This window comes from Limnohabitans sp. JirII-29 (genome assembly GCF_003063395.1).
Taxonomy (GTDB): domain Bacteria; phylum Pseudomonadota; class Gammaproteobacteria; order Burkholderiales; family Burkholderiaceae_C; genus Limnohabitans.
This window is the reverse complement of sequence record NZ_NESB01000005.1, coordinates 1-12,817: the sequence shown is the minus strand read 5'-3', so window position 1 is coordinate 12,817 and position 12,817 is coordinate 1. Positions and strand designations below refer to the sequence as shown.

Annotated in this window: 13 protein-coding genes; 5 read left to right on the top strand and 8 right to left on the bottom strand. The window is 59.3% G+C overall.

Features of this window, described 5'->3' with window-relative positions:
* Nucleotides 1-4 precede the first annotated feature (4 nt).
* The 7 genes from B9Z39_RS09330 to lptF are packed head-to-tail and all read right to left on the bottom strand — an operon-like array spanning nt 5 to nt 6,614.
* Nucleotides 5-892 (bottom strand): DMT family transporter, encoded by an 888-nt coding sequence (locus B9Z39_RS09330; RefSeq protein WP_108301520.1) that lies wholly within the window; start codon nt 890-892, stop codon nt 5-7.
* A gap of 8 nt (nt 893-900) precedes the next feature.
* Complete coding sequence (locus B9Z39_RS09325; RefSeq protein WP_108301519.1) at nt 901-1,845, bottom strand: cyanophycinase; 945 nt, start codon at nt 1,843-1,845, stop codon at nt 901-903.
* A 4-nt stretch (nt 1,846-1,849) separates the two neighbouring features.
* Nucleotides 1,850-3,013 (bottom strand): pyridoxal phosphate-dependent aminotransferase, encoded by a 1,164-nt coding sequence (locus tag B9Z39_RS09320; protein WP_108301518.1) that lies wholly within the window; start codon nt 3,011-3,013, stop codon nt 1,850-1,852.
* Nucleotides 3,014-3,023: 10 nt separating this feature from the next.
* Entirely contained in the window at nt 3,024-3,965 is a 942-nt protein-coding gene (locus B9Z39_RS09315; protein ID WP_108301517.1) for a CysB family HTH-type transcriptional regulator, read from the bottom strand.
* A 58-nt stretch (nt 3,966-4,023) separates the two neighbouring features.
* Nucleotides 4,024-4,398 carry a sirohydrochlorin chelatase gene (locus B9Z39_RS09310; RefSeq protein WP_108301516.1) on the bottom strand — a complete coding sequence of 125 codons (375 nt, stop codon included), beginning with the start codon at nt 4,396-4,398 and terminating at the stop codon, nt 4,024-4,026.
* A 15-nt stretch (nt 4,399-4,413) separates the two neighbouring features.
* The gene (lptG, locus tag B9Z39_RS09305) at nt 4,414-5,514 is read right to left on the bottom strand and encodes an LPS export ABC transporter permease LptG (protein ID WP_108301515.1); all 1,101 of its coding nucleotides are present in this window, start codon (nt 5,512-5,514) and stop codon (nt 4,414-4,416) included.
* Nucleotides 5,511-6,614, bottom strand: a complete 1,104-nt coding sequence (lptF, locus tag B9Z39_RS09300; RefSeq protein ID WP_100144620.1) for an LPS export ABC transporter permease LptF — start codon at nt 6,612-6,614, stop codon at nt 5,511-5,513. The genes lptG and lptF overlap by 4 nt, the downstream gene beginning before the upstream one ends.
* Nucleotides 6,615-6,637: 23 nt before the next feature.
* On the opposite strand from lptF, the gene B9Z39_RS09295 reads away from it, so the two are divergent.
* From B9Z39_RS09295 to B9Z39_RS09285, 3 genes are all read left to right on the top strand, one after another.
* The gene (locus B9Z39_RS09295) at nt 6,638-8,155 is read left to right on the top strand and encodes a leucyl aminopeptidase (RefSeq protein WP_108301514.1); all 1,518 of its coding nucleotides are present in this window, start codon (nt 6,638-6,640) and stop codon (nt 8,153-8,155) included.
* Complete coding sequence (locus B9Z39_RS09290; RefSeq protein WP_108301513.1) at nt 8,152-8,595, top strand: DNA polymerase III subunit chi; 444 nt, start codon at nt 8,152-8,154, stop codon at nt 8,593-8,595. Before B9Z39_RS09295 ends, B9Z39_RS09290 begins: the two co-directional genes overlap by 4 nt.
* 63 nt (nt 8,596-8,658) lie before the next feature.
* Nucleotides 8,659-9,801, top strand: a complete 1,143-nt coding sequence (locus tag B9Z39_RS09285) for a branched-chain amino acid ABC transporter substrate-binding protein (protein ID WP_100144627.1) — start codon at nt 8,659-8,661, stop codon at nt 9,799-9,801.
* Between the two features lie 46 nt (nt 9,802-9,847).
* On the opposite strand, the gene B9Z39_RS09280 is transcribed toward B9Z39_RS09285, so the two are convergent.
* Complete coding sequence (locus B9Z39_RS09280) at nt 9,848-11,365, bottom strand: glycosyltransferase family 39 protein (RefSeq protein ID WP_146183309.1); 1,518 nt, start codon at nt 11,363-11,365, stop codon at nt 9,848-9,850.
* A gap of 255 nt (nt 11,366-11,620) precedes the next feature.
* Between B9Z39_RS09280 and B9Z39_RS16980 the strand changes: the two genes are divergently transcribed.
* A complete protein-coding gene (locus B9Z39_RS16980; RefSeq protein WP_158236122.1) occupies nt 11,621-11,791 on the top strand; it encodes a hypothetical protein in 171 nt (56 codons plus the stop codon).
* Nucleotides 11,792-11,903: 112 nt separating this feature from the next.
* Nucleotides 11,904-12,817 (top strand): AEC family transporter (locus B9Z39_RS09270; RefSeq protein ID WP_108301511.1); only part of this gene is annotated, 914 nt, incomplete at its 3' end.

The following is a 12,817-nucleotide window of genomic DNA, read 5'->3' as shown; positions in this document are numbered from 1 at the left end:
CAGCTCAGTCGGTGGCGGCATCCAGCGCCGCTCGGCTGGGTGCGCGCTGGCTGTGCAGCAGCCCCAAGCCCGCCATCACCAGCAGGGCAATGCCGCCCCAGGCCAGCAGGTTGGGCGCTTCGTCCCATAACAGATACCCCAGCACCAAGGCCACCAACAGACCGCTGTAGCGGAAGGGACCAATCACGCTCATGTCGCCCGCGCGCATGCTCAGGGTGAGCAAGTGGTAGGCAATGGCCAGGCAAAAGGCGGCACCGCCGAGTTGCAGCAGTTGCTCCAGCGAGATGGGTTGCCAAGGCGCGGTCAAGGTCCACAAGCCTGAGAGCAGGGTGACCATGGCCGAGGTGGAGATGGTGATGAGCAGTGAGGGCACGTGCGCAGGCACCAAGCGCGTCAGCAGGTCGCGCCCCGCATGAAACAGCGTGCCCACCACGCACAGCAAGGCGTAGGCGTTCAAGCCATGTGCATCGGGCTGCACCACCAGCAGCACGCCGGTGAAGCCCAACACAATGAAGGCCCAACGCATGACGCCCACACGCTCACGCAAAAAGACCACCGCCAGCAGCGTGAGAAACAAGGGGGCCGCCAGGTTGATGGCGGTGGCATTGCCCAAGGGCAAGTGGAACAAGGCGGTCAGGTAGGTGAAGGTGGCCGCGCTGTCGAGCAGGGCGCGAATGGGCACCGAGCGCGTGCGCATGCTGCGCCATTGGGCCCAGCTGCCGGTGAGTGTGACCATGAGCAGCAGCAACAGGGTGGTGAAGGCACCGCGCACAAAGATGAGTTGCGGCGTGGGCAGGTGGCTGCTGACCAGTTTGACCAAGGCGTCGTTGGTGACAAAGAACAGCATGGCCGCCATCATGGTGACGATGCCGCGGCGGTTGTGTGGGTTCATGGTTGTCCTCAACTGCGCAGAGGACTGGGGGTGACCAGCAACTGAAAGGCTTCCCACAAGGCAGAAGGTTGTTTTTTGCTTTGTTTCAGGTTGGCAGGCACCACGTAGCGGTGGCCTGCGGGCAGCAGGTGCAGTTGCAGCCCGAGCATTTCGAGTTTTTCTTCGGTGGCCACATCGTCAAAGTTCGAGTGCATCTTGCGGCCATCAATCAGCGTGACTGCGCCTTGACCGACCACTTCAACGGCTTGCCCGCGCTCGATGATGAGGGCGGTGTTTTCGTCGATGCCCACGCCCAACATGTCGGGGCGTTGGGCCAGGGCCGAGAGCAAGCGCCCCAGGCGTTGGCGCTGTGAAAAGTGTTGGTCCACGATGGCGCTCGAGAGCAACCCAAGGCCAATGTCCATGGACACAATGTCTTTTTCAGGCACGGGGGTGGCGGTGCCTTGAGCCAGCATTTGGCGCGACATCACGGCAGCACCGGCGCTGGTGCCCGCAATGCAGCTGCCATTGAGGTGGAACGCGCGGTGGATGGCACGTGCCGCAGGCGACTCCCAAAGACAAGCCATCAATCGGTTTTGATCGCCACCGGTCATGAAGATGCCGTCAGCCTCCAGCAATTGCTGTTCGATGTCAGGCAGAAATGCGTCATCTCGGCTGGCAATGGCAACTTGTGCTGTCTGTGTGGCACCCAGCGCTTCAAATGCGGCTTGGTAGCTTTGCCAGGTGGCATCGGGCACGCCACTGGCGGCGGTGATGAATTTCAGGCGTGCATTCACTCCGCCACTGAGCGCCATGAATCTCTTCAGGATGACACTGTCTTGTTTGCGGTCTTCTGCGCCGCCAATGATCATCAGACGCCCAGGTCGCTTGGGCGGGGCGGGTTGTGCGGCCAGCGGCAGTGCTGTCGTTGCGAGCAGCAGCGCCAATACATCACGTCTGGGCAGTGGCGTCATGTGATCAGAGGCGAGCGAGTCGTGACAGGGCCAGCTTCAAGGTCTCGTCCTTTTTGGCAAAGCAAAAGCGGACCACGCGCTGGTCAAAGCCATCGGCGTAGAAGGCCGAGAGGGGAATGGCCGCCACACCGATCTCGCTGGTGAGCCATTGGCAAAAGTCGGCTTCGCTGAGGTTTTTCTCGGGCACACCCAACTGGTCAATGCGCACGCACTGAAAGTAGCTGCCTTCGCTGGGCAGCAACTCGAATTTGGTGGTGGCCAAGCCGGTGCGAAACAGGTCGCGCTTGGCGGCATAAAACGCTGGCAACTCCAGATAGGGCTTGGGGTTGGCCATGTAGGCGGCCAAGCCATGTTGCACCGGGGTGTTGACGGTGAACACATTGAACTGGTGCACCTTGCGGAACTCGGCGCTCAGGCTGGCGGGGGCGGCCACGTAGCCGACTTTCCAGCCTGTGACGTGGAAGGTTTTGCCAAAGCTCGACACGATGAAGGCGCGCTCAGCCAATCCTGGAAAACTTGATGCACTCAGGTGTTGGCGCGGCGCGTACACCATGTGCTCGTAGACCTCGTCGCTGATGAGCAAGATCTGGGTGGGCTTCAACAGTTCTTCGAGTTGGCGCATTTCCTCCTGCGTCCACACGGTGGCGCTCGGGTTGTGCGGGCTGTTGACGATGATGGCGCGCGTCTTGGGGCTGATGGCGGCGGCGATCTTGTCAAAGTCGGGGCGGAAGGTGCCGGGTGTCAGTGGCACGCGCACGGCCACACCACCGGCCAATTCGATGTTGGGGATGTAGCTGTCGTAGCAGGGTTCCAGCACGATCACTTCGTCTCCTCCGCGCACCACGGCCAGGATGGCGCTCAAGATGGCTTGGGTGGCGCCTGCGGTGACGGTGATCTCGCTCACCGGGTCATAGCGGTAGTGGTAGAGCGATTCAATTTTTTGGGCAATCGCTTCGCGCAGCACGGACACACCGGTCATGGGCGGGTACTGGTTGAGGCCTTGGGTCATGGCGTCGGTGACGCAAGCCACCAAACGGGGATCGCAGTCAAAGTCAGGAAAGCCTTGACCGAGGTTGACCGCATTTTTTTCTGCGGCCAGAGCCGACATGACGGTGAAGATGGTGGTGCCGACTTTGGGAAATTTGGTGTCAAGAACAGGTGTGGTCATAGGTCAGAGCTCACAGGTCGTAGTCGTTGGCGTGGCCCTCGAGGGCTTTGAGAATCAAGTTGCGGTCCAGGCGGTCGCTGAGCAAGGTGGCGAAGTCGTAGACAAAGTTGCGCAAGTAGGCACTGCGCTTGAAGGCAATGCGTGCGGTGTTTTTGCCAAACAGCTGGGCACCGGGGCGTACAACCAGGTCGTCGTCGGTGCTATCGCGCACCGCCATTTCTGCCACGATGCCCACGCCCATGCCTAAGCGCACATAGGTTTTGATCACGTCCGAGTCAATCGCTTCGAGGGCAATGCGCGGCGTGAGGTGCTTGGCGGCAAAGGCTTTGTCGATGCGGGTGCGGCCCGTGAATGACGGGTGGTAGGTGATGATGGGCTCGGCGGCCAAGTCTTCCAGGGTGATGCGGCTTTTGGCGGCGAGTGGGTGCGTCTTGGGGATGACCAGCACGTGTTCCCACTCGTAGCAGGGCAGGGTCACGAGATCCGGGTAGTCCGACAGCGATTCGGTGGCAATGCCAATCTCGGCCACTTCGTCCAGCACCATTTGCGCCACTTGCGCGGGCGCACCCTGGTGCAAGCTGATGTTGACTTTGGGGTAGGCCGCCCGCAACTTGGCCACGGGCACCGGCAGCACATAACGCGCCTGGGTGTGGGTGGTGGCGATGGAGAGGGTGCCACTGTCTTCGGCACTGAACTGTTCGCCAATGCGCTTGAGGTTGCCCACTTCGCGCAAGATCACCTCGATGCTGCGCAGCACGTGTTGCCCAGGCTCGGTGACGCGTTTGAGGCGTTTGCCGTGGCGGGTGAAGATTTCAACGCCCAACTCTTCTTCGAGCTCAATGATGGCTTTGGAAACGCCCGGCTGTGAAGTGTGCAGCGCCTTGGCCACCTCGGTCAGGTTGAGGTTGCGGCGAACAGCCTCTTGGACAAAACGAAATTGGTGAAGATTCATGACGTGGGCGTTGAATTTGCCGCGTCATTATGCCCTGGGCATCTAACCGGCCCGTTCTTTATTCGGGAGTCTGGGTGTGACCCAGCGCGATATCAGCCAACAAATCGAGTAAGGCGGCTTGTTCGCCCACGGCGGGCTGGCAGTCGATTTGCAGCTGGGGGTGGGCTTGACGCAGCGCTTGCATGAGCACAGGCAAGTCTTCGCGGGCGTGTTTGCCAACGCCCAAAAACAAGGGCAGCACGCTCAGGCTGGTCGCGCCTTGGGCCACCACCTCGGCTGCGGCCTGGGCCAAGCTGGGCTCGGTGAGTTCCAGGTAAGCGCAGCGCACAGCGATGTGGGGTGCGCGTTGCGCAATGCGCGCTGCCACGGCCTGGATGGGCCGGTGCCACAAAGGGTCGCGTGAGCCGTGGGCGAAAAGAAGAATGGCGTGCATGGTGTGTAGGGGTGTTTATTGGCGCACCACCAGCCAACCGAAGGCGGCGAGTGAGGCGACGGAGTACAGCATGCCGGGTGCCGCCGCAGCGAACCACGGGGCCCAGCTGTTGAGGTTGCCGATGTAGCTGAAGACGTTGTTGAGCAAGAAAAAGCTGATGCCTGCCAACACGCCGCCAAAAACATGGCTGGCGATGTTGCCGCTGCGGAAATGCAAGTAAGCAAAGGGCAGGGCGAGCACCACCATGACCAAGCAGCTCAAGGGGTAGAACACCTTCTTCCAGAACTCGATTTCAAAGCGCTGCGTGGCTTGCCCGTTGGCACCGAGGTGACGGATGTACTGGAACAGGTCGATGGTGCCCATGCGGTCGGGCTTGAGCAGGGCCACCGACACCATTTCGGAGGTGATGCCCGTGGGCCACGTTTGTTCTTGTGTGCTGCTGCGAACCAAGTTGGAGGCCGTGCCTTGGCGCGTCAGGCTGTCGCGCTCGACGTGTTGCAAGACCCAGGCGTCGTCGTTGGTCAAGATGCCCAATTTGGCGCGGATCAAGCCAGTCCATTGGCCGTCTTTGTCGAATTCAAAAATGCGGATGCCGCTGGGGTTGCCGTCTGGTGTGAGGGTTTGCACATTCACGGCAAAGCTGCGATCTGCTTGGCGCTCGCGCAACCAAGCCCCGGTTTGGCCGACGCTGATTTGCCCCATGTAGCGGGACTTGAGCAATTGGCCGTAGCGGTCGCACAAGGGCGATACATAGTCACCCACCACAAAGGTCAACACCACAAAGGCCAGCCCCAGGCCCATGAGGTTGCGCAGCGCCAAGCTTGGGCCTAGGCCGCTGGTGCGCAGGATGGTGAACTCGGAGCTTTGTGCCAACCGGGCCATGACAAAGATGGTGCCAATCAACACCGAGATGGGCAACAACTCGTACAAGTGGCTGGGCACCAACAGCAGCACATAGATGAACGCATGTTTGAGTTGGTAGCCTCCGTTGTTGCTACCCACCCCTTGGAGTTCATCCACAAAGTCGAAGAAGAAGAACAAGGCCAAGAAGCTGAGCGTGACAAACGCCACGGCCACCAGCACCTCACCGTAAATGAGTCGGCGCAATGTCTTCATGCGCTCGCCTCTTGGCGGCGACGTGGGCCCAGCAGTTGTCGCCAGCTCCAGTTGTTGTGGCGAATGTTCAGCCACATCAAGCTCAGGCACAGCATGCCGCCGTGCAAGCCAAGCACGTAGGGAACCCACTGAACTTTGCCCGCACCGATCCAGCTTTGGCCCAAGTTGATGAAGTTGTAATAGACCACAAAGATGAACAAGGCCAACGCCAAGTTACCGCCTCGTCCCACACGTGGGTTGGCGCTGGTCACGGCCAAGGCGACCACCAAGAGATTGATGGCGGCCAATGCCATACCCAAGCGCCAAGATAGCTCGCCCAGGTAGGAGGGGATGGGTTGTTGAATCAAACGCAGCGTGCTGAGCGCCTTGGGTGGCGCATCGGCGGCCACTTTGACGTCTTTGCCAATGCGTGAGCCATAGACTTTGAATTCGCTGATCTTCAAGTCAGGTTCGCCCACGGTTTGCTCGACACGCTGGCCCCTGTCGAGCATCAAGAAGCGCTCGCCATCAATCAGTTCAATTTGTCCGCCTTGGGCCGAGGTCATGGCTTGTTTTCCGTGGTCTGTCGAGGAGATGAAAACGTTTTTGCCTTTTTTGTTTTCCACGCTGTCTTTGTCCACAAAAAACACACGTTGGCCACTGGATGACTCTTGAAACAAACCAGGCGATACCCGCTCTAAATCGCCCCGGCGCTCAAAACGTTCGCGCAGCTCACTGATTTGGCTGTTTGACCAAGGCCACACCAAGAGCACCAGCACAGCCACGGTCACCAACATGGGCCAGGCAAAGTGCAATACGGGCGAGAGAAAGGCGCGCAAGCCTTTGCCGCTGGCCAGCCAAATCACCATTTCGCTGTCGAGGTACAAGCGAGAGAGCGTGCCCACGGTGGCAATGAACAAGCTCATGGTCAACACGGTGGGCAGGTGACCGAGCATGGTGTAGCCCATGACCAGACTCACTTCTGAGGGGTTGACGCTGCCTTGCGAGGCTTGGCCCAGGGTGCGGATCAGCATCATGGTCATGACGATCGTGACCAACACCACCGAGGTGGCGCCGAAGCTGCGAGCCAGCTCTTTACGGAGGGAGGAATGGAATAACATCAGAGCGAAAGAAAGACGCAATTATGAACTTTGAACTTAAGACGCTGGATTTGACCGCAGCAGCCGTGCTGAAAACCGATGCGCTGATTGTGCTGGTATCGGCCACGTTCAAGCCCGGACGTGACACGCTGTCGCAACTGATTGTTGAAGCCCGCAAGAGCGGTGACTTGGACGCCAGCCCGGCCAAGATGTTGAGCGTTTGGCGTGCCGACGGCGTGAGTGCTGGGCGTGTGTTGTTGGTCTCCATTGGCGAGGGCCATGCACGCCACGTGCGTCAAGCGGTCACGGCGGCGGTGAACGCGCTCAAGTCAATAGCGCCCAAAAGTTTGGCTATTTGCCTAGAGGATGCCACTCAGCAGCGCCTGCATGCGGCCACCCAAGCCGTGGCCGATGCCAGTTATGTCTACACCGCCACCAAGCCCACGGCCAAAGCCAGTGTGTTGAAACGCGTGGTGTTGGGTTTGCCCAGCGCCAGCCAAACCAAAGCCGCCAAGGCAGACTTTGACCACGCCTGCGCTCAAGTGGCCGGTGTGGCCTTGGCCAAAGAATGGGGCAACCGTCCAGCCAACCACGCCACGCCGAGCATGCTGGCCAAGGTGGCACAAGCTTTGGGCAAGAAGCCCCGGGTGCGCTGCGAGGTGCTGGGGCCCGCCGAGATCCTCAAGTTGGGCATGGGCTCGTTTGCTGCCGTGGCACAAGGCTCACGCGAGCCGATGCGTTTCATCGTGCTGCATTACAACGGGGCTGCCAAAAGTGAAGCGCCAACGGTGTTGGTGGGCAAGGGCATCACGTTTGACACGGGGGGCATTTCCATCAAGCCCGCCGCAGGCATGGACGAGATGAAGTTCGACATGTGTGGCGCTGCCAGCGTGTTGGGCACCTTTGAAGCTTTGGCGCAGTTGCAACCTGCCATCAACGTGGTGGGCTTGATACCCACCTGCGAGAACATGCCCGATGGCCTGGCTTTGAAGCCCGGTGATGTGGTGACCAGCATGAGCGGGCAAACCATTGAGGTGTTGAACACCGATGCCGAAGGCCGCTTGATCTTGTGCGACGCCTTGACCTATGCCACGCGCTTCAAGCCCCGTGCGGTGATTGACATTGCCACTTTGACCGGGGCGTGTGTGGTGTCGCTCGGCCATGTGCGCAGCGGTTTGTTCTCGGCTTCTGATGAATTGGCTCATGCGCTGCAAGCGGCGGGCGAAGCGGCGTTAGACCCTTGCTGGCGTTTGCCCCTGGACGACGAATACGCCGAGGGCCTGAAGTCCAACTTTGCCGACGTGGCCAACGTGGGTGGGCGCGATGGCGGGGCCATCACTGCCGCCAAGTTCTTGCAGCGTTTTGCCAAAGACTACCCCTGGGCGCACTTGGACATTGCGGGCTCGGCTTGGAAGAGCGGCGCGGCCAAAGGGGCCACGGGTCGCCCTGTGGGCTTGTTGTTGCATTACCTCTTGAGCGTGGTGCCCGCCGCCAAAGGCCGGGCCGCGACCGTCCCCGCCAAACCCGTGGTTCGTCGTCGCGTACCTGCACGTCAGGCATGACCGAAATTGCTTTTCACTTCAATGCGCCCGACAAGCTGGCCTATGCCTGCCGCTTGTTGCGCAAAGCTGTGGCCAGCGGAGCCAAGGTGGTGGTGACGGGCGATGAAACCAGTTTGCAAACCTTGGACACGCTGCTGTGGACCTTTTCTGCGTTGGAGTTTTTGCCGCATTGCCGTGCCGACAGCCCGCTGGAGCAGCGCATGGTGTCGCCCATTGTGTTGGCTGCGCAAATCGACGGCAACGAGGCTTTGCCGCATCACCAGGTGTTGCTCAACTTGAGCGATGCCGTGATGCCGGGTTATGAGCGCTTCGAGCGCACCATCGAAGTGGTGACCCTCGATGAGCAGGACCGACAGCACGCACGTCAACGTTGGAAGCACTACGCCGACCGGGGCTACGCCATCACACGGCATGATTTGAAGTTGCGAGAGAACGCATGAGTTGTTCGCGTTGCTCGAAAGTTATGATTTTCTCGTCCTCGTTTTATCCATAAGGAGTTTTCCATGCGCACCCCTTTCAAACTCACGTTGATCGCCAGTTTGGCCGCACTCAGTGGCTTGGCGTTTGCACAAGAACAAGTGGTCAAAATTGGCCATGTCGGGCCCGTCAGCGGCGCGATTGCGCACTTGGGCAAAGACAACGAGAACGGTGCCCGCTTGGCGGTGGAAGAACTCAACGCCAAAGGCGTGAGCATTGGCGGCAAGAAAATCAAATTTGAGTTGCTGGCTGAAGACGACGCGTCCGATCCCAAGCAAGGCACAGCCGCTGCGCAGAAGTTGGTGGATGCCAAAGTGTCTGGGGTGGTGGGGCACTTGAACTCAGGCACCACGATTCCTGCATCCAAGATTTACAGCGATGCGGGCATTCCACAAATCTCGCCTTCTGCCACCAACCCCAAGTACACCCGCCAGGGCTACAAAACGGCATTCCGTGTGGTGGCCGATGACGTGCATCTGGGCGGCACCCTCGGGCGCTATGCGGTGAAAGAACTCAAAGGCAAGTCGATTGCGGTCATCGACGACCGCACGGCTTACGGCCAAGGCGTGGCCGAAGAGTTTGAAAAAGCCGTCAAGGCCGCAGGCGGCAACTTGGTCGGGCACGAGTTCACCACCGACAAAGCCACCGACTTCATGCCCATCTTGACCACGATCAAAGGTAAGAAGCCTGACATTGTGTTTTTTGGCGGCATGGACGCCGTGGGCGGGCCGATGCTCAAGCAAATGAAGTCGCTGGGCATTGCTGCCAAGTTCATGGGGGGCGACGGCATTTGCACCACCGAGTTGGTCAAGCTCGCGGGCGACGCCATGGCCGATGGCCAAGTGATTTGTGCCGAAGCAGGTGGTGTGGATGGTGCCTTGAAGAAAGGCATGGAAGATTTTGGTGTGAAGTACAAAAAACGCTTCAACGACGACGTGAAGCTGTACGCGCCCTATGTGTATGACGCGGTCAATGTGATGGTGGACGCCATGCAACGCGCCAAGTCCACCGACCCCACCAAGTACTTGCCTGAGCTGTCCAAGACTGCGGGCTACAAGGGCGTGACGGGCACCATTGCCTTTGATGCCAAAGGCGACATCAAGAACGGTGCGCTCACGCTGTACACCTACAAGGCGGGCAAGCGCGATCAAATTGCCGTGGTGCGTTAAGCCTTGACGGCAACGCCCATGAGAAGAACCACCTTCGGGTGGTTTTTTATGGCTTGGGCGGCAGGTAGGCGAACGCGATGTAGGCAAAGGGCTTGTGCTGCGGAAAACGCACGCCTTGGCTGGCCACCGTCAACTCAATAGCTTCAGGCGTTTGTCCTTGTGCGCTCAGCCAGGCGCGCATGTCTTGTTCGCAGCTGCTGGGTTCTGGTTTGTCTACCGGGCCCAAGGGACACAGCAACAAACCCGCTTGTTGTTGCCAGTTGGGCAAAGGCGTGACAGTGGCTGGAAATTGATCGGGCACACCGGGCACCACCCGCAGATCAGGATTGCCATAAAAGGCGAGCAGGGCGTTCTCAGCCCATTGCCCCCCGACCCAACGCAGGGGTTGATCTGGGTAGCGTTCATGCCAAGTGGCCAGCAGTGCTTGCGCGGCTTCGCGCCGTGGCAGGTAGTGGTTGGGGGTGCCGTTTTGGCCTTGGTGCCAGGCGTACCAAGGGCTGACCAGCACCACCAAGGCACACCAGACCATGAAAACTTGGGTGAGTTTGGCGCTAGGGTCTTGAACATTGCCAAGGCTCAGGTTGCGCAACCACAACAAAGAAAACCCATAGCCGATGGGAATGGCCCAGGGCATGGACAGCTCGACAAAACCTGTGATGCCAAACACCAAGGTGATGGCCCAGGGCAGGATCGCGACCCAAAACAAAGTGTCACCCCAACCTTGTGGTTGCCAACTGCGCAGCAAACGCTGTGGCCAGCCACGCAGCCTTTGTCCCAAGCTCGGGTTGTTGGGGGCGTGCACCCAAGCGCACAACAGCCACGGTAGCAACCAGTAGGCGATAGGGGCCAACGCAAATTTAAGCACCATGCCCCAGCTCACACCGTCGTCACTGCCTTGTTCGCCGACATAGCGCAGGGTGACCCAGTCGTGCGCCTGAAGCCACAGCAGGTGAGGGGTCAGACACAACACAAACACGCCCAGGGTGAGCCAAGGTTTGTAAGTGGCAAACCAACGACGTCCGTTGGCAGAGGCGAGCGAGCTCATGAAAATGGCCAGCAAAAACACGCCGCTGTAATACTTGCCGAGCATTGCCAGCGCACTCAGTACCCCCAGCGCCAGTGACCACAGCACACCTGCCCGTCCCGTGCTGGCGACGCAACGCACCCAGGCCAAGACCACCCAAGGCCAGGCACTGAGCAAGATGGCATTGGCGTTGAACTTGACCGCCAAGGTGCTGTACGGAAAAGCCAGGCACAGCAGCAGCACCGCAGGCACTGCCAACTCAGGTCGCTCGATGGCCTCAGCCAAACGGTAGACACCGAACAGTCCCAGCGCCACGTTCAGGTAAGACAACAGGTGATACGCCGCATCTAGGTGAGGGAAAACGGCAAACCATGCCCCTGTGACCCAGGCAAACAAGGGCGGATGCTTGGCGCTGCCCCAGGCCCAGTTTTGCCCCCAGGCAAAGTTCTCCAGCATGTCGGCATAGCCGTCCAGGTTGGTGTCTGAGATGCCATGTGCCAGCACCCATGCCAGCACATGCAGGCCAAGAACAAGGCCCACACCTGTTGTGAATCGGGGGGAAGAGACGGTAGAGAGGGGAGGGGGTGACAGTGACAGAAGGGGCTTTCAGAGTGAAAAAATTATAGAAGTCTTGCTTGCGCTTGATCTGTCAAAGCCGTGTTGAGGCTATAAAAATCAATCACTTACGATTTTTTTATGTTTTTTTCATTTCATGTGTCCACCAAATCTTGCCGTCATGCGTTGTTTGCTGATCAAGTTCTGAGGAGCCTGCAATTGGATAAGTCAGTATTTCAAATGGATCCCCCTGATGTGGCGCTGGAGCGTCGCTTCAAATTCGTCCCCCCCGAGAAGTCTGGGATCAAAGCCACGTTTGACCGCATCCGTGCGCAATTGGCACAAGAGGCGGAGCAACGCAGCCGTCCTGCGTCACGTATTTACTCGGGCTTTAGGGCTGTGAAAGCTTAAGTCGTCACTTTCTCTGTCGCAGACAGACACACCTACAACGGGCCCCTTGGTGGGCCCGTTTCGTTGGGATAATCGCTTTTTTATCTGAGCGCACAGCGCTTTTTATAGCCTCATGTTGTTTGTGCTCAGTTCTTTGGCCCCGGTGGTCTTGTTGATCGCCATTGGCTTTTGGGTCGGGGTGCGTGGTTGGGTCACCTCTGACGGGGCCAAAGAAATCTCCAACCTCGCGTTCATGGTCTTGGCGCCCGCCTTGTTGTTTCGCACCATGAGTCAGGTTCATCTGGACCAGTTGGATGTGCAGCCCGTGGCCATGTACTTTGTAGGGGCGATTGGCTTATTCGCTGTGCTGTTCTTGAGCTTGGGTTGGAACCGCCGCGCCACTGTGCTGGCCTTGGCGGCCACCTTCAGCAACACCGTCATGCTGGGCATTCCCTTGATTGGGTTGATGTATGGCCCGCCTGGCTTGGTGTATTTGTTCACCCTGATTTCTTTACATGCACTGGTCATGCTGACCTTGGCCACCGTGGTGTTGGAGTTGGTGCTGGCGCGTGAAGCTGCCTTGGACCCCACGGTAGATTCAGCCCAGCGCCATCCGCTGATGACCATTGCCGTGGCTGTGCGCAATGCGGTGATTCATCCGGTGCCATTGCCCATCTTGCTGGGGCTGGCTTGGGGTCAACTGGGTTGGGTGATGCCCGAGGTGTTGGACAAACCGATTCAGTGGATGGGCAGCACCTTTGGGCCTTTGGCCTTGTTGTTGGTGGGCATCACCTTGGCTGGGGTGTTGCACGATGTGCGTCAATCTTGGGCCGGACAGAGCCGATCACAGGCCATGCGGCCCTTGTGGGTGGCCACCAGTTTGGCCTTGCTCAAGAACCTGGGCCACCCCTTGCTGGTGCGTGAGCGTCCGGTCTTCCCACCTATTTTGTGGGCGAGTGTTCACACGGTCGGACTTGCGGGCTTCCAGCAGTGCGGAAGTAACTCTTCGATGCGGGCATTTGGGTGGCTGTGGATGCGAGCCAACAC